Source organism: Aurantimicrobium photophilum, from assembly GCF_003194085.1.
Taxonomy (GTDB): domain Bacteria; phylum Actinomycetota; class Actinomycetes; order Actinomycetales; family Microbacteriaceae; genus Aurantimicrobium; species Aurantimicrobium photophilum.
Window position 1 is genome coordinate 1,557,019 of sequence record NZ_CP023994.1, and the last position, 15,819, is coordinate 1,572,837.

16 protein-coding genes and 1 tRNA gene are annotated in these 15,819 nt (G+C 53.8%); 6 read left to right on the top strand and 11 right to left on the bottom strand.

Annotated elements, in window-relative coordinates:
* The first annotated feature begins 163 nt into the window (after nt 1-163).
* Nucleotides 164-1,804 carry an InlB B-repeat-containing protein gene (locus tag AURMO_RS07785; protein ID WP_110234623.1) on the top strand — a complete coding sequence of 547 codons (1,641 nt, stop codon included), beginning with the start codon at nt 164-166 and terminating at the stop codon, nt 1,802-1,804.
* 250 nt (nt 1,805-2,054) lie between these two features.
* On the opposite strand, the gene AURMO_RS07790 is transcribed toward AURMO_RS07785, so the two are convergent.
* Nucleotides 2,055-2,136, bottom strand: a tRNA-Tyr gene (locus AURMO_RS07790).
* Nucleotides 2,137-2,212: 76 nt separating this feature from the next.
* Nucleotides 2,213-2,980 (bottom strand): lysozyme family protein, encoded by a 768-nt coding sequence (locus tag AURMO_RS07795; protein WP_162532707.1) that lies wholly within the window; start codon nt 2,978-2,980, stop codon nt 2,213-2,215.
* Nucleotides 2,981-3,043: 63 nt separating this feature from the next.
* On the opposite strand from AURMO_RS07795, the gene AURMO_RS07800 reads away from it, so the two are divergent.
* Nucleotides 3,044-3,532 (top strand): YajQ family cyclic di-GMP-binding protein, encoded by a 489-nt coding sequence (locus AURMO_RS07800; RefSeq protein WP_110234625.1) that lies wholly within the window; start codon nt 3,044-3,046, stop codon nt 3,530-3,532.
* Here AURMO_RS07800 and AURMO_RS07805 read toward each other — a convergent pair.
* Nucleotides 3,529-4,467, bottom strand: coding sequence for a DMT family transporter (locus AURMO_RS07805; protein ID WP_110234626.1), 939 nt, complete (start codon nt 4,465-4,467; stop codon nt 3,529-3,531). The genes AURMO_RS07800 and AURMO_RS07805 overlap by 4 nt on opposite strands.
* Before the next feature lie 90 nt (nt 4,468-4,557).
* Between AURMO_RS07805 and AURMO_RS07810 the strand changes: the two genes are divergently transcribed.
* On the top strand, nt 4,558-5,013 hold the full coding sequence (locus tag AURMO_RS07810) for an Lrp/AsnC family transcriptional regulator (protein WP_110234627.1): 456 nt from the start codon (nt 4,558-4,560) through the stop codon (nt 5,011-5,013).
* Here the strand turns inward: AURMO_RS07810 and AURMO_RS07815 are convergent, their stop codons facing one another.
* The 4 genes from AURMO_RS07815 to AURMO_RS07830 are packed head-to-tail and all read right to left on the bottom strand — an operon-like array spanning nt 5,014 to nt 8,259.
* Entirely contained in the window at nt 5,014-6,594 is a 1,581-nt protein-coding gene (locus AURMO_RS07815; protein ID WP_110234628.1) for a carboxylesterase/lipase family protein, read from the bottom strand. It lies immediately after the preceding gene.
* A gap of 4 nt (nt 6,595-6,598) precedes the next feature.
* Nucleotides 6,599-7,627: an alpha/beta hydrolase gene (locus AURMO_RS07820; RefSeq protein WP_110234629.1), complete on the bottom strand. Its 1,029-nt coding sequence runs from the start codon at nt 7,625-7,627 to the stop codon at nt 6,599-6,601.
* Nucleotides 7,628-7,678: 51 nt separating this feature from the next.
* Entirely contained in the window at nt 7,679-8,059 is a 381-nt protein-coding gene (locus tag AURMO_RS07825) for a type II toxin-antitoxin system death-on-curing family toxin (RefSeq protein WP_110234630.1), read from the bottom strand.
* Nucleotides 8,056-8,259, bottom strand: coding sequence for a CopG family transcriptional regulator (locus AURMO_RS07830; RefSeq protein ID WP_110234631.1), 204 nt, complete (start codon nt 8,257-8,259; stop codon nt 8,056-8,058). The genes AURMO_RS07825 and AURMO_RS07830 overlap by 4 nt, the downstream gene beginning before the upstream one ends.
* 97 nt (nt 8,260-8,356) lie before the next feature.
* Here AURMO_RS07830 and AURMO_RS07835 point away from each other — a divergent pair, with 97 nt between their 5' ends.
* From AURMO_RS07835 to AURMO_RS07845, 3 genes are all read left to right on the top strand, one after another.
* Entirely contained in the window at nt 8,357-9,679 is a 1,323-nt protein-coding gene (locus AURMO_RS07835) for an aspartate aminotransferase family protein (protein WP_110234632.1), read from the top strand.
* A 19-nt stretch (nt 9,680-9,698) separates the two neighbouring features.
* On the top strand, nt 9,699-10,142 hold the full coding sequence (locus AURMO_RS07840; RefSeq protein WP_110234633.1) for a YdeI/OmpD-associated family protein: 444 nt from the start codon (nt 9,699-9,701) through the stop codon (nt 10,140-10,142).
* A 70-nt stretch (nt 10,143-10,212) separates the two neighbouring features.
* Nucleotides 10,213-11,628 carry an IS30 family transposase gene (locus AURMO_RS07845; protein WP_420807768.1) on the top strand — a complete coding sequence of 472 codons (1,416 nt, stop codon included), beginning with the start codon at nt 10,213-10,215 and terminating at the stop codon, nt 11,626-11,628.
* 68 nt (nt 11,629-11,696) lie between these two features.
* On the opposite strand, the gene pstB is transcribed toward AURMO_RS07845, so the two are convergent.
* The 4 genes from pstB to pstS form a co-directional block, all read right to left on the bottom strand.
* On the bottom strand, nt 11,697-12,476 hold the full coding sequence (pstB, locus tag AURMO_RS07850) for a phosphate ABC transporter ATP-binding protein PstB (RefSeq protein ID WP_110234634.1): 780 nt from the start codon (nt 12,474-12,476) through the stop codon (nt 11,697-11,699).
* Nucleotides 12,477-12,505: 29 nt separating this feature from the next.
* Nucleotides 12,506-13,576, bottom strand: a complete 1,071-nt coding sequence (gene pstA, locus AURMO_RS07855) for a phosphate ABC transporter permease PstA (protein ID WP_110234635.1) — start codon at nt 13,574-13,576, stop codon at nt 12,506-12,508.
* A complete protein-coding gene (gene pstC / locus AURMO_RS07860; RefSeq protein WP_110234924.1) occupies nt 13,576-14,472 on the bottom strand; it encodes a phosphate ABC transporter permease subunit PstC in 897 nt (298 codons plus the stop codon). Before pstC ends, pstA begins: the two co-directional genes overlap by 1 nt.
* A gap of 135 nt (nt 14,473-14,607) precedes the next feature.
* Nucleotides 14,608-15,702: a phosphate ABC transporter substrate-binding protein PstS gene (gene pstS, locus AURMO_RS07865; protein ID WP_420807769.1), complete on the bottom strand. Its 1,095-nt coding sequence runs from the start codon at nt 15,700-15,702 to the stop codon at nt 14,608-14,610.
* Between the last annotated feature and the right edge of the window lie 117 nt (nt 15,703-15,819).

Genomic DNA, 15,819 nt, shown 5'->3' on the forward strand with positions numbered 1-15,819 from the left:
TCCCCCTTGTTTCACCGCTGCGAATCTGTTTCTAAAGTACACGGGCGTTAAGAATCATGTTTGCCTAATGAGGTTTTGAAATGACTTGGGAGTTGGTCAATTGCATTATCCCAATTGTATTGGGTATGGTCGTTTCATCTGTCCAATATAATTGGAGTTACAAATGAGCTTGAGAATCCCAACGGTTCAAAATATTCGCCGCAAAGCCTCTGTGGTTTTCGCTTCCGTAGCCTTAATCGTTCTGTTCCCTTTGAGCGCGAGTGCATCAACCACCTCGTGGAGCACTCCAACCGACATATCTTCAACCGGCGGTAGCTCCTATGAGCCCCAGGTCGCGACAGATCCCAATGGAAACACAACCGTTGTTTGGTATCGCTACAACGGAAGCAACTTTCTTGTTCAATCGGCAAGTAAGACTCTTGGTGGCGCCTGGAGTGCGGTGTCCACGCTTTCTGCCGCCGGTGCGGATGCTTGGGAGCCCAAGATCACCACCGATGCCGCAGGTAATGTAACTGCCATTTGGTATAGAAACGACACTATTCAAACAGCCTACAAACCAGCTGGCGGCAGTTGGAGTGCAGTTACAGACCTAACCGTTGGTCCTACATCCAACACTCACTCCGCATCCGTCACAGCCGACCCCAACGGAAATCTCGCAGCCATTTGGATTCAAGATGGCAAAACTCAGGTGGCAATTAAGCCCTGGGGAGGAAGCTGGGGTGCTGCTACAGAACTCTCTCTTCCTGGAAGTAACGCATCCGGCCCCCAGATAATGAGCGACTCGTTAGGAAACTTCACTGCAATGTGGAGTCGAAACCAAATCATTCAGTCAACCACTCTGACCGTTGGAGGAAGTTGGGAGACAATTTCTGACGTTAGCGCCGCTGGGGCAAATGCAATCCTGCCAACCTTGACTAAGGATGCAAATGGAAACATTTATGCAGCCTGGGTACGGGGAAGCACTGTACAAACTGCCTCGAAGTCTGCCGGGGGAACTTGGAGTTCTCCAACAGATATTTCGACACCGCTAGCTAACGCAAGTGAGCCGAAAATTGTAAGTGACCCTTTGGGGAATCTCAGCGCGTTGTGGGCATCAATTATCTCAGGCAAATATGTTGTTTACTCTGCCTCTAAAACAGTCAACGGTTCATGGACTTCTCCCTCTGCCCTATCTGATTCAAGTCAAAACGGCACAACCAAGGGACAGCTAAAAAGTGACACAACTGGAAAGGTCACAGCAGTCTGGAGCCGCTCAAATGGCACTCATTACATCATTCAAACTTCCAGCAAATTAGCCAACGGTAGCTGGGGACCAGCAGTTGATCTTTCTGTAGTTGGTGGCAATGCGGCAGAGCCTCAACTTGGAATTGATGGACGGGGCAACGTGTATCTCACGTGGACTCGCAACAACGGTTCAAACACAATTGTGCAAGCGAATAACTCTTCAAGTTCTTACGCCGTAAGTTTTTCAGCAAACGGTGGCAGTGGCTCTGAAAGTACTACTACCTACTCAACTGTTGGCCCGGCACTAACCCTTCCTTCAGGAAGTTCTCTCATCCGTAGTGGCTACAACTTCACCGGATGGAATACCTCTGCAGATGGAACAGGAACGAACTATTCCTCAGGCGCAAATTTGACTCCCACTAGTGATCTCTCGCTCTTCGCACAATGGGAATCGGTGGCCACACCAACTCCTGCTGCAGAACTTGCTGATACGGGAACGAATGGGCTGGGGGTTCTTTTCTCTTCTCTGGCCCTGGCAATGATAGGAACGGCACTTATTCTGCTTCGGCGAGCACTGTAACAGCGTCAGAATATAAGACTCTTGTGACCTTGCTTGTGGCCTACAGCTGAAACATTGTTGCTTGAGTAGATTATTCTGTGAAACCGGAAAGTGTTTCCAACCTGTAATCAACATGACCAAGTCAGTTAGAGTGCAGCGTTGAAAACTGAAATGGTCGTTCCAATCAGTTCACGTCAAACGCTAGCTCACGTCACCAAAGACCCAGGGGGAAAGAAAAAATGACCCCCGAATGGGGGTCATTTTCCGAAAGTGGCGAGTGAGGGATTCGAACCCCCGAAGGCTGAGCCGTCTGATTTACAGTCAGATCCCTTTGGCCGCTAGGGTAACTCGCCTTTCGGAACCCACGATTTCTCATGAGTGCTTTTCAACAATACCGGGGCAAGGCGATAGTTGAAAATCGTCTTCCGGTTAGCTGGCAGTAGGAACCTTGCTGGCGTATTCATTTGCCTTGTTTGCAACGTCCTGCATGTACTTCGGCACCTGGTTATATCCAAAGACAGCATCCTGCCAACCTTGTGGAGTGGAGAGGTCTCCTCCCGAGTAGCAGAGGTAGCGACCCGCAGCTAAAGCGGCGTCGTCGATATTCTGTCCGTCTTCATTGCCGTCGTTGTTGCCGTCATTGTGCCAGGCAGCCCAAGTCGGTGGAACAATCTGCATGGGTCCCACCGCCCGGTCAAACTCCGCGGTTCCATCGAAGTTTCCGTCATCGAAGTCAGGCATTGCCTTGGTGTCATTCTTCCCATCAAGGGGAATGCCGTAGATGGGCTCAGACATGTTGCCATCGGGCAGAATCTTTCCGCCGAAGATGGCGCCATGGTGGGATTCCACCCAGCCAATTCCGGCGAGAGTGTTCCACGACAGGTGACACTCGGGGTCGACAACAGAAAGACCAATCGCCACACCGGCATAAGCGGTAAGTGCACGCTCAGGAATGCCTGTCTGCTGTGCTGTTTGTTTCACCCACGTGGGGTCTGGAAGTTCTGCGATTGCAGTGTGAGCAAGTTGGTCGAGAGTAAGACCTTCAACGTGAGGTGGGGTGGCCAGGACCGGAGCGAATGGGCCTTCGTCACCTGCTGTTGTTCCCCCAGTGCTACAAGCAACAAATCCCCACGTGGCAAGACCAAGCACCGCAATCACCATGAGTGTGCGGTTCCGTCTTACTTTCTTAGATGCCATCTATATCCATTCTCTAAGCCCCGGCTGACAATCAGCCGAGGACGGGCTGGATAACATGGACTCATGGCTGATTCATCATTTGACGTAGTAAGCAAGGTCGACAAAATGGAGACCGATAACGCCCTCAACCAGGCGATCAAAGAGGTCGAGCAACGTTACGACTTCAAGAACGTTGGCGCCTCCATCGAGTGGAGCGGCGAGAAGATCCTCATGAAAGCCAACTCGGAAGAGCGCGTGAAGGCAATCCTCGAAGTTTTCGAAGCGAAGCTGATCAAACGCGGCATCTCGCTGCGCAGCCTCGACGCCGGAGACCCATTCCCTTCCGGTAAGGAATTCCGCATCGAAGCCAAGATGAAAGAGGGCATCGATCAGGAAAACGCCAAGAAGGTCACCAAGCTCATTCGTGACGAAGGCCCCAAATCGGTCAAGTCTCAGATCCAGGGTGACGAGGTGCGTGTCTCTTCCAAGAGTCGTGACGACTTGCAGGAGACCATGGCGCTGCTCAAGGGAGCAGACCTTCCGGTAGCTCTGCAGTTTGTGAACTTCCGCTAAACAATCGCATTCTTCACGCGCAGCCTGGCTCCTAGCCGGCTGCGCGTGTGCGTTAACGGCACAGCAGTTCCCCAGAGATTTGCCGTCAGCGCCCCGGCAGAAACCAAAACCAAGCAGATCACGGTGATCATTGAAGGGGTTTCACCCAAAAGGGGAATGGCACCCAACGTTGTGAGCACGGGACTGACGCTTCCCATCAGTGCCGCGCGACTGGCACCGAGGTTCGTGATGGCGAATGAATACAGCAGCGTAGAAATGATCCCAATAACAACACCTTGGAGCACTGCGTAGGTCAACATCTCTGAGAGGACTGCACCGCCGGTGAAGAGGGTCGTGTGAAGCAGTCCCGTTTCGATGAAGACGCCAGACATCACACTGGAAGGCACTGCCAACAAGACAACAATGTCGAGTGGTCGATAACTCGTTTTAGAAACCGCCAAAACATAGAGAGACCACAGTGCTCCGGCCGTGAGAAGCAATCCCACTCCCGCAAGATGTGCAGCTCCGCTACCCTGCATCGCCACGACGACCCCCGCCGCAATACACGCTATGCCGAACCACCTGGCCGTGGCGAAATGCGTGCCGAGAACTGCCCCGAAGATCGTAATAAAGACCGGGATCGTTCCGGGTGGAATTGTTCCCACCAGTGCAGCAGAAGTCGCCGCGCCTCCTAGCTGAACCAGCATGAGGAAGGGGAACCCGCCACCGATGGCAATGAGCACTGTCCAGTACCAGGGCTGGCGACGCATGATGCGGATTGTCTTCGGAATGACCGGGATGAGGAGGAGTGAGGGAACGCCGAACCTCAACAGGGCAACATCTCCCGGAGTGAGAGACGTATTGCCAGCAGCACGAATGCTCAAGGCAAAAGTTGACCAAATGAGAACTACCGCCCCCATTGCGAGATATCCCCACTTCATCCGTGTTGTCTTCATGCCTCAACGCTAAGCAAAAACGCGAAGCAGGCGATTGCCATTTATCGCGCAACAGAGGCAATTTAAGCAATAATCTGCCAATATATCTTTATGGACAGCATAGATAAGCAGATTTTGTGGGAACTTCAGCTAGATGGCCGCTTGAGCAACCAAGATCTTGCAGACCGGGTTGGGCTTTCCCCCTCGCCTTGCTTACGCCGCGTAAGACAGCTCGAAGAAAGTGGTGTCATCACCGGATACACCGCACGCATTAGTTCCCGTGCAGTAGATCTCGACGTGACGGCCTTTGTCCGCATCACAATGAATTCACACAGTGCAGATGTTGTTGCTGATTTGGAAGAGCGCATCCGCGGCGTTGCCCGCATCGTTGAGGCATATCTAATGTCAGGCGGTGCCGATTATCTGCTCAAAGTGATGGTGAAAGACCTCACCGAGTTTGAAGAATTCATTCGGGACGATGTCCGAACTCTGCCGGGAATTGCGTCGATAGAAACATCCTTCGCATTCGGAGTGACAAAATCTCCCACTCCCCTGCCCGTGAACTAGTTACTTAAACCCAAGGACTTCTTCGCCCCAGGCTTTACGAATGTCACCATCAGGGTCATTCTCAATGGTGTCGGTGCCATTGATAATCAGGGTGCTTCGCGTCTTCTCGTCATAACGTGGCCAAGCAAGATCCTGTCCCGTTTCTGAATCCACCGTCACGGGGTCAGCTGTTCGGGCGAAGCTCAACCAGCGCGCCATCATGCGGCGTGAAATCTGCTTGGCTTCCTTGAGCCCGCCCAAACGGAACTGCAGTGCCTTCTTTTCTGAGAGCTTGTCGGGCAAAGTGCCAAAGACGTAAGGAAGTTCGGTTGCATGGCTTGCACCGATTCCCAGCAACTTCATCAGGGGTGGTGCCTGGTCGAAGCGATACATCCAAGTGGGTGCCACCTTGGAATGTGCTTCGGCCACCCAAATGGAAGGCATGCGGAAACCCGCATCGCGGGCAATTTCCATGCCTCCCTTTTGCTTGGGGAAATCCGGATACTCGGCGATGATGCCGGGCTCGAGATCTTTGAGCTTGGGGTTATCTTTGGCAACAAGCTCAAACATTTCATTGATGGAAGATTCACTGATGGGCATCAGAGGTGACTTCATCATCTTGAAGAGGGCTGCCTCGTCATGGTTGGTTCCAATAATCAGCGGAACCTTAATCTGCTTGCCGGCGCGGAATGCCGCAACCGGATAACCCGGAATTAAGTCGCCATCCACAATGGGCGCAAAGGCCACGGTGCCCGGCCAGGTGGTGGCCACGTAGTCAAGTAGGTGCGTGGTTTGCTGAGCCAGTGTCACCGCGTCTATTTCACGCAGGCGCTGAGCTGCATCTTTCGCCTCAACCCCGATGAGGTCGAGGTATGCCTTCGCGACAAGAGCCGCACGCTCTGGCTTGTACACACTCGTTGCTGGAGAGCTCTCAGCAATAGCGCGGTGGAAGAGCCCTTCCGCCGAGGGCATGGTCATCAATGTGGTGACACAACCCGCCCCGGCAGATTCACCAAAGATGGTGACATCGTCGGGGTTGCCACCGAAGGCAGCAATGTTCTCTTTGACCCAGTTCAGGGCAAGCAGAATGTCGCGCATGCCCAGGTTGGAATCGAACGGATCTGCAGGATCACTGAACGAGGTGAAGTCGAGGAAACCCAGAGCACCAAGGCGGTAGTTGATGGTGACAACAATAACGTCACCAGTTTCGGCGAGCGCACGTCCGTTATAGACAGGCTGGGCAGAGAAGCCGATGAAATAGGCTCCGCCGTGAATCCAGAACATCACGGGACGCTGTCGAGTGTCACCTTCGGCGCGGGGCGGAGCCCACACGTTGAGGTTGAGGCAGTCTTCGTTGATCTCGACGCCCACAGGAAGTGGAATGACCTTGGTGGGTTCTTGAGGAGCTGCGCTGCCGAACTCCAGAGCGTCTCGCACACCAGTCCATGGCTGAACAGGAAGCGGGGCCTTCAGTCGCAGTTCTCCCACAGGAGGGGTGGCATAGGGAATGCCGAGCCAGCGGTGAGCATTGCCATCGCGGGATCCGCGAACAATGCCTGCCGTGGTGGGAACGAGAAGGGTTGGGTCTGCGAATGCGTCCATAGTTCTAAAGGTATGCCTTAAGCCAGCGAGTCAGTTCATCGAATGCATGATTGCGCACCGGGCGCGCAGAAAGCACCACGTCGTGCATGGCGTTCTCAATCCGTGAAAGAGTGACGAGCTTGCCTAGTTGATGCACACGTGCCGCCACGATGTTCACATCAATGGCGACATCTGCTTTCATCATGTCCGGACTCCATCTGGGCACGAGCAGGCTTCTGGTGGAAAGCCACGTGAACACGGGCACAGGAATATCCAGTCCAGCAGCAACCTGTGCATGACCAGTCAATATGGCATTGAGCCAGGCGGGACGAACGGGGAATCCATGCTCAGGGCGCCAGTCGTAGTTGAACTCCCATTCGCCGTCTTTGTTCTTATCCACCGTGCGGGAGTAAAAACCAAAGTCAATGCTGGGCATCTTGGACTTGGGGTTAATCTTTGTTCCTGCGCGAAGCACGGGCGCCACCAGTGCACGCGCTGCAGCAGTGAGTTGATACTCCAACCAGGGGCTGTTGAGCACGACGGCATCAGCCCGGTCGGGGTAGCGGTTTGCCCACAGGCTAAAGATGAGTCCGCCAGTGGAATGGCCCATCACAACGAGCTTGCGACCTTCCAAAGCTTTGTCGTTGGCGCCTGACTTCTTGGAGCCGTGGCCCATCACTTCGAGCGCTGCCTCGATGTCTTCGTCGTAGTCAGCAAGGTTTTCAATGAAACCCTCGGACTGGCCGGGACGAATACTGCGGCCGTATTTGCGCAAATCGAGGGCATAAAACTGTGCGCCCTGAGAGCGCCAGTAGTCGGCCAAGTTCTTTTGGAAGAAATAGTCAGACCAACCATGGATGTACAGCACATCAGTGTTGGCGGCAACCTGAGCGGATCGCCCGAGAAGTCTGTCGAGAAAGCCGGGCTGCTGTGGAGCTGGAGCTTTCACAATCGTGGCAACAACGGGTCCTTCAGAATCTGGAGTGAGCTCCAGCGTTGCTTGAACGAAGCCGTCACCGAGGACGTCTTCTTTCCACGTCACTGTCTTTTCCACAATCCCATTCTCACCTACGAAAGATGTTGTGTGTATGTGAATTAGCTTCGGCTAACGGGGGGAGTTTGTCCACTCTGCGAGCTGTTGAGCAATTTCTTTGTATTTGGCTTCGCCAGAAGCAACTTTGATTGTGAACTCATACGCTTGATCATTAGTGATTCTGAGCGGGACAGCATTCATTTCATAGAACAGCGAAACTGCAGCAAGACCTAATCTTTTATTGCCGTCTACAAGTGGATGATTGCCCACAATCGATTCCATCAATGCTGCTGCCTTATCGGCCAGCATCGGATAAGACTCAGTCCCGAAAACAACTGACTGTGGGCGCATCGCAGCTGAATCGAGTAGACCCATATCTCTCACATCGAGAACTCCGATACGCGCCGCAAGATGAAGTAAGTCCTCGGTACTGAGGTATATAACTTCGATCATTTACCAAGACGCTCAAGCGCGTCGGCATAACGGTCCAAAACAATGTCGATTGCAGAATCCAGCTTTGCCCTGTGAACACGACGCGAGTAGGCCTCATCAATTGCCATCACAACAGCCTGCTGTTTACTCACACCTTCGCGCTCGGAAAGTGCCGCTAGATGCGCTTCTTGCTCGTCTGTCAGACGCAATGTCATTGCCATGAGAAAATGATACCACTTTGGTATCAAATTATCATAACGCTCCAAACGAAGAGGTCGTAGGCTGGTGAAGTTCGCTTACGTATAGATGGAGACATCGATGTCCGATTCACCCCTACTTCACCCTGCAGACAACGCATCAGTCCGCGAAGCAGACACCAGCAACGTCTTCCACTCCTGGTCAGCACAGGGCACTCTTGCCCCCTTTGTGATTGCCAGCGGAAAGGGTGCGCGCATCTGGGACTATGAAGGCAATACCTACCTCGACTTCTCTTCGATGTTGGTCAATGTCAACATAGGCCACCAGCACCCCAAGGTGATTGAGGCCATCAAGGCGCAAGCTGATGTGCTGACCACCGTGGCACCAGCTCACGCCAACAACATGCGTGCTCTCGCTGCGCAGAAGATCCTCTCCCACGCTCCTGCTGGTTTCGAGAAGGTGTTCTTCACCAACGGTGGTGCTGATGCCAACGAGAACGCTATCCGCATGGCTCGTCTGCACACCGGCCGTGACAAGGTCATCTCGTTCTACCGCTCGTATCACGGCAACACTGGTGCTGCGATTGTGTCCACTGGTGACTGGCGCCGTATTCCGAACGAATACTCACGCGGTCACAAGCACGTCTTTGGCCCCTATCTCTACCGCTCCGAATACTGGGCAACCACCCCAGAACAAGAATCAGAGCGCGCACTGCACTTCCTCGAGCGCACCATTCAAGCAGAAGGCCCTGCAAGCATTGCTGCCTTCCTGATTGAATCCGTTCCAGGCACAGCAGGCATTCTCACTCCCCCACCTGGCTACCTCAAGGGTGTTCGTGCCCTGGCTGATAAGTACGGCATTGTTCTCATCTTGGATGAGGTCATGGCTGGCTTTGGTCGCACTGGTGAATGGTTCGCCTTCAACGCCTTCGATGTGGTTCCTGACCTCATCACTTTCGCCAAGGGTGTCAACTCCGGTTACATCCCCGCCGGTGGTGTGATCATCAACAATGAGATTGCTCACGCCTTCGACGAGCGCGTCTTCCCCGGTGGACTTACATACTCTGGCCACCCTCTGGCCATGGCGAGCATCGTGGCCACGATTGAAGCCATGGAAGAAGAGAAGGTCGTCGAGAACTCCAAGCACATCGGTGCGACCGTTCTTGGACCAGGCCTCAACGCACTCAAGGACAAGCACAGCGTCATTGGAGATGTTCGAGGTTCAGGTGTGTTCTGGGCCGTAGAGTTCGTCACCAACCGCGACACTAAAGAACCCGTTGACGCTGCCTGGATGGGCAAGCTCAAGGCTGCTCTGCTTGCTCACAAGCTCTTGCCCTTCATGGCAGATAACCGACTCCACGTTGTGCCACCCTGCGTGGTCACCGAAGACGAAGCTCGTGAAGGTCTTGCCATCATTGATGCAGTTCTCACAGAGCTGAGCTAACTACTCTCAAGGAATCGTGATGGGTGTTCGCTACACAACCGAGATTCTCGGCGAAGGAAACCACGCTTCACTTTTGATTCCAGACTGGGTACTCGCCGAGTTGGGAACCAATAAACGCGCCCCCGTGAAAGTTACCATCAATAGCCACACTTACCGAAGCACGGCAGTTGGTGTGGCCGGAGAATGCAGAGTGGTCTTTCCTCTGAAAGAACGAACAGCAGCGGGTGTTTCTTCTGGGGAAACAGTGACCGTCGATCTCGAGCTTGATGCCGGATACCGAGAAGTTGATATTCCACCAGAGCTAGCTTCTGCTCTAGAACAGCACAACCTCACCGAAGTGTTCACCAAGTTGAGCTACTCTCATCGACGCGAATACGCGAGATCTGTTTCGGAAGCTAAGGCCCCAGAAACCAAAGAACGTCGTGTGCACAAAGCAATCGAGAAAATCACGGACTTGGCATAAAGAAGCCCCCTCCAGACTTGGGTTCTAATGGTCGTTGCAACACTCCATCTTTTTGGAGGTTGCAACGACCATGTCTTTTACCCCGCCACCCACAGGTTCCCGAAGGCGTTATTCCCAGGCTGAGAAGGCCGCATTTTTTGAGGCTTTTGAGCGTTTAGGAAATGCTAGAGCTGCCGCTAGGGAGTTAGATTTACCTTTCCTCACCAGCTATCAGTGGCTTGTTGCTGCAGGTGTTGATGTTGGTGCGCCGCGTCGTCAACGCCACAGCCGTGTCCGTGAGCACTATTTCAGTTTGCGTGCTGCGGGCGTTCACCGATCGGATGCGGCCAAGCAGGCGGGTGTTCATATTCGTACTGCCCAAGATTGGGACAGAGGGATAGTGAAGAAAATCCATTCACGCATCTATCCTGATGGCCGTGTTATCGACTACAACAAGAGTGTGAATGTTCAAGAGCGACTTGTTAGCGGTGTTCGTGTTTCTGCTCTGGAGCAGGTTCTGGATCCGAGGTTTCTCTCACTTGCTGAGCGGGAAAAGATTCGTGGGCTTCAGTCGCAGGGGGTGAGTGTTCGTTCCATGGCCACAGCGTTGGGCAGGGCTGCTTCGAGTATTAGTCGGGAGCTCAAACGCAATAGTGTCGAGGGTGTTTATGAGCCTTATGCGGCTCATCGGGTTTCTGTTATGCGCAGGCCGAGGCCGAAAACTCGTAAGATTTTGACTCAGCCGGCTTTGCAGGTGTTTGTTCAAGAGGGATTAGATAATCAGTGGTCTCCGGAGCAGATTTCCAACACGCTGGTTAAAGAGTTTCCCGGCAGTCAGGAGATGCGAGTGTCACCGGAGACGATTTATCAAACCCTGTATTTGCAGGCTCGTGGTGGTTTGAAGAAAGAGATCCAGGCGGCTCTTCGCACGGGTCGCACCAGGCGCAAACCCCACAACACGGGGTTGGAAAGACAGCCTCGGTTTGTTGATCCGATGGTGATGATTTCTGAACGTCCTGCCGAGATCGAAGACAGGGCCGTTCCAGGACATTGGGAAGGTGATCTGATTGTTGGCACGCAAAACAGGTCAGCTATTGCGACGTTGGTGGAGCGCAGCACACGGTTTGTGATGCTTGCACACCTTCCCGGTGATCACACGGCAGAAACTGTTCGCGATGCACTAATCACAACGATGCAGACCCTGCCTGAGCATTTGCGGGGGTCGTTGACTTGGGATCAAGGCGTTGAAATGGCCAGGCATAAAGAATTCAGTATCGCCACAGACATGCCTGTCTATTTCTGTGATCCAGCAAGTCCTTGGCAACGCGGATCAAACGAGAACACCAACGGACTCCTCAGACAGTATTTCCCCAAGGGAACTGACCTGTCAGTGTTCGGTCCTGAAGACCTTGAAAGAGTCGCCCTGCAACTCAACGGCCGGCCAAGAAAAACACTCGGCTGGAAAAATCCAGCCGAGTGTTTAAGAGACCTACTAGTGTCGAACTAAATCACGCCAGTGTTGCAACGACCAATTGAATTCGCCAGAGGAGGGGGCTTCTTGTGTGAGTTGAGTGGTTATCCGAAACGACCGGAGATGTAGTCCTCGGTTGCCTGAACGTGAGGGTTCTCAAAGATCGTGGTGGTGTCATCGAACTCGATGAGCTTTCCGGGCTCACCAGTACCGGCAATGTTGAAGAAGGCGGTCTTGTCAGAGACGCGAGAAGCCTGCTGCATGTTGTGGGTCACGATGACGATCGTGTACTTCGCCTTGAGTTCCTCAATGAGGTCCTCAATAGCAAGGGTGGAGATGGGGTCCAGAGCGGAGCAGGGCTCATCCATGAGAATGACCTCAGGGGACACAGCAATCGCACGTGCAATACACAGACGCTGCTGCTGACCACCGGAGAGACCAGAACCGGGAAGGTTCAGGCGATCCTTGACCTCTTTCCAGAGGTTTGCTCCCTTGAGGGACTTTTCAACCAGGTGCTCAGCGTCTGACTTGGAGAGCTTGTTGTTGTTGAGTTTGACCCCGGCGAGAACGTTGTCTGCAATCGACATGGTGGGGAAAGGATTCGGGCGCTGGAACACCATACCGACCTGGCGGCGGACCAATACAGGGTCAACGTCTGCGTCATAGAGGTTCTTGCCATCGATCATGACTTCACCTTCAACGCGAGCACCGGGAATGACTTCGTGCATGCGGTTCAGAGTGCGGAGGAAGGTGGACTTGCCACAACCAGAAGGACCAATGAAGGCGGTGACGGTGCGGGGCTCGATGGTGAGCGAAACGTCTTCTACGGCCTTGAACTTGCCGTAGTACACGTTGAGGTCTTTGACTTCGATGCGCTTAGACACGAGATTTCCTTCTTCGGTGGGGGTGAAACTTAGCGGAGGCCCTTGGGAGCCAAGAGCTTAGATACAAGGCGGGCAATGAGGTTGAGGGCCATCACGATAAAGATCAAGACGAGCGCACCGGTCCAGGCACGGTCAATGTATGCCTGAGCATCTGAGCCTTGGCTGGCGTACTGGGTGTACACGAACACTGGCAGGGTGGCCATACGGTCTGAGAACAGGTTGTAGTTCATGCTCGTGCTCATACCCACGATGATGAGCAGCGGTGCGGTCTCACCGATGATGCGAGAGATGGAGAGCATCACACCGGTGATAATTCCACCGATGGCGGTAGGGATCACAATCTTCACAATGGTGAGCCACTTTGGAACACCGAGTGCGTAGGACGCCTCGCGCAGTTCGTTAGGTACAAGCTTGAGCATTTCCTCAGTGGAACGAACCACCACAGGAATCATCAGGATCGAGAGTGCAACAGATCCACCGATACCGAAGCGGATACCGGGGCCCAAGACAATCGCGAACAGTGCGAAGGCAAACAGACCAGCAACGATTGAAGGAATACCCGTCATCACGTCCACGAAGAAGGTGATGGCCTTAGCAAGACGGCCGGTGCCGTATTCGACCAAATAGATGGCGGTCATGATTCCGATAGGAACCGAGATGACCGTCGCTGCAAGGGTGATCTCGAGGGTTCCGATGATGGCGTGAAGACCACCACCGCCCTCACCGACGACGTTACGCATCGACGAGTTGAAGAAGGTGGCATCAAGACGAGGCAAACCATTGATGAATGCGGTCGAGACGAGCGACACCAGAGGCAACAGTGCAACAACGAAAGCTGTGGTGACCAAGCCCGTGGCGAGGCGGTCAGAGGCCTTACGTCGCCCTTCAACGATGCGTGAGAGCACGTAGGAGAGCAGCACAAACAACACAGCAGAGACAAAGACAGCGGCAACAAGGTTGAAGCCTTCAGAAATTCCTGCGGCTGTGAGAACTCCAAAGATTCCGAATGCAACCAGTGCGCTCACGCCAGCAGTGATCCACATCACTGTCTTGGACAGGTGACGTGAGCTCGTGGGTGCAGGAACAACGAGGGCGGACATTAGTTAGCTCCCGAGAATGCCTTGCGGCGGTTGATGACCATACGAGCCAGTGAGTTCACCAGCAACGTGATGAGGAACAAAATCAAACCTGTTGCGATCAGAACGTTTACACCCAGGTCGTGTGCCTCGGGGAAGTTCAACGCAATGTTGGCAGCAATGGTGGTGGGGTTCTGCGACTGAATCAGTGCGAAAGAAATAATCACCGAGGGTGAGAGCACCATGGCCACGGCCATGGTCTCGCCAAGTGCACGGCCGAGACCCAGCATGGTGGCAGAGATTATGCCGGGGCGACCAAAAGGAAGCACGGCAACCTTGATCATTTCCCAGCGGGTAGCACCGAGTGCTAATGCAGCTTCTTCGTGCAAACGAGGAGTCTGCAGGAAGATCTCCCGAGAGAGCGCAGTGATGATGGGCAGGATCATGACGGCAAGCACAACCGCGACAGTCAGGATGCTGCGACCGGTACCCGAAACGGGGCCAGCGAAGAGAGGAATCCAACCCAGGTTGTCAACCAACCATGAGTAGAACGGCTGCACAGCAGGAGCCAGAACAGTGATGCCCCACAGGCCGAAGACGACCGAAGGAACCGCTGCGAGAAGGTCAATGACATAACCCAGGCCTTGAGCAAGTCTGCGGGGAGCGAAGTGGGAGATGAAGAGTGCGATTCCGATGGCGAAAGGAAGAGCAATTACGAGAGCGAGGGCAGCAGCCCAGATTGTTCCGAAGACCAATGGAATGACGTAGGTCCAGAAACCTTGTCCATCATTGACATCTGCGGGATCTGCGAGGAACGCAGGAAGACTTTGTGCAACTAAAAAGATTGCGACAGCAGCGAGGACAGCGAGGATGAGTGATCCTGCGGCAAGGCTAGAGGTAGAGAAGACTTTGTCTCCCATACGACCAGGAGCTTTAGCCTGGGTCGATTCCTGAACTTCGATAGCCACGAGTCATTCCTACTGCAAATTGAGTGAATTTGGTAATGCCCGGCCCAGAGAATCTTGGAGATTCCCCAGACCGGGCATCAAAGGGTGTTACTTGATTGCTGAAACGATTGCAGATGCCTTCTTGGCAGTTGCTGCATCGAGTGGAGCGGAACCAGCTGCTGCTGCTGCATCAGCCTGACCCTGCTCGCTGAGGATGTACTCGAAGTAAGGCTTGACCAGGTCAGCTACACCAGCTTCTGCGTACTCGTTGCAACCGATGAGGTAAGAAACGAGAACGATGGGGTACTCAGCTGGGTTAGTGGTGGTGCGGTCAATCTTGATTGCCATGTCAGATGCGTCACGGCCGTCAACTGCTGCACCGTTAGCTACAACTGCTGCTGCTGCCTCAGGGGTGTACTTGATGAACTTGTCGCCCACCTTGATGTTTGCAACAGAAAGCTTTCCAGCCTTCGAAGCGTCTGCGTAACCAATGGTTCCAGTACCGTTCTTGACTGCGTCAACTACACCTGAGGTGCCCTGTGCGCCTTCACCGGTCTGGAAGGGGAATGGGTCAGCAGGCTTCTCGATTGCCCAGTCAGCCTTAGCGGTCTGGAAGAGGTAGTCAGAGAAGTTCTTGGTGGTGCCCGAGTCGTCAGAGCGGTGAACTGCAGTGATTGCCAGGTCAGGAAGCTTTGCCTTGGGGTTGAGTGCAACGATTGCTGCATCGTTCCAGTTGGTGATTGCACCCGAGAAGATCTTCGCAATGGTGGATGCGTCAAGGTTCAGGTCGGTTACACCATCAACGTTGTAGATAACGGCGATGGGAGAGATGTAAGCAGGAACCTCGAATGGGAGGGTGCCAGCTGCACATGCTGCGAAGGGGAGAGCGAGCTCTTCGTCCTTGAGGTACGAGTCAGAACCAGCGAAGTTAGATCCACCAGCAATGAAGGTTTCGCGACCAGCGCCGGAACCGGAGGGGTCGTAAGTGATGGTGACGTCTGGGTTAGCGGTCTGGAATGCGGCGATCCATGCTTCCTGAGCTGAGCCCTGGCTGGATGCGCCTGCACCGACGAGAGAACCAGCGAGAGTGCTGACCTCTGCGGGAGCTGCCTCTTCGTTAGCTGCACAAGAGGCAAGTGCGAGTGCAGCAGTTGCTGCCATTGCAATGGCTGCCATGGGGCGGCCGAAACGCGTGATGTTCACGTGAAATCCTTTCAGGATTTTTTCTTGGTGTGTGGACTCGTTTTGAACCCTGAGTTCACAGTAAGAGACTTGGGTGACGTATCGGCACACGCAAGGTAAACAGAAGATGAACGGTTA

Bases quoted from the DNA above. Each gene is read 5' to 3' on its own strand.
- AURMO_RS07785 (WP_110234623.1), top strand. From the start codon at position 164: ATGAGCTTGAGAATCCCAACGGTTCAAAATATTCGCCGCAAAGCCTCT.
- AURMO_RS07795 (WP_162532707.1), bottom strand. From the start codon at position 2,980: ATGGCATCTAAGAAAGTAAGACGGAACCGCACACTCATGGTGATTGCG.
- AURMO_RS07800 (WP_110234625.1), top strand. From the start codon at position 3,044: ATGGCTGATTCATCATTTGACGTAGTAAGCAAGGTCGACAAAATGGAG.
- AURMO_RS07805 (WP_110234626.1), bottom strand. From the start codon at position 4,467: ATGAAGACAACACGGATGAAGTGGGGATATCTCGCAATGGGGGCGGTA.
- AURMO_RS07810 (WP_110234627.1), top strand. From the start codon at position 4,558: ATGGACAGCATAGATAAGCAGATTTTGTGGGAACTTCAGCTAGATGGC.
- AURMO_RS07815 (WP_110234628.1), bottom strand. From the start codon at position 6,594: ATGGACGCATTCGCAGACCCAACCCTTCTCGTTCCCACCACGGCAGGC.
- AURMO_RS07825 (WP_110234630.1), bottom strand. From the start codon at position 8,059: ATGATCGAAGTTATATACCTCAGTACCGAGGACTTACTTCATCTTGCG.
- AURMO_RS07830 (WP_110234631.1), bottom strand. From the start codon at position 8,259: ATGGCAATGACATTGCGTCTGACAGACGAGCAAGAAGCGCATCTAGCG.
- AURMO_RS07835 (WP_110234632.1), top strand. From the start codon at position 8,357: ATGTCCGATTCACCCCTACTTCACCCTGCAGACAACGCATCAGTCCGC.
- AURMO_RS07840 (WP_110234633.1), top strand. From the start codon at position 9,699: ATGGGTGTTCGCTACACAACCGAGATTCTCGGCGAAGGAAACCACGCT.
- AURMO_RS07845 (WP_420807768.1), top strand. From the start codon at position 10,213: ATGTCTTTTACCCCGCCACCCACAGGTTCCCGAAGGCGTTATTCCCAG.
- pstA (WP_110234635.1), bottom strand. From the start codon at position 13,576: ATGTCCGCCCTCGTTGTTCCTGCACCCACGAGCTCACGTCACCTGTCC.
- pstC (WP_110234924.1), bottom strand. From the start codon at position 14,472: ATGGGAGACAAAGTCTTCTCTACCTCTAGCCTTGCCGCAGGATCACTC.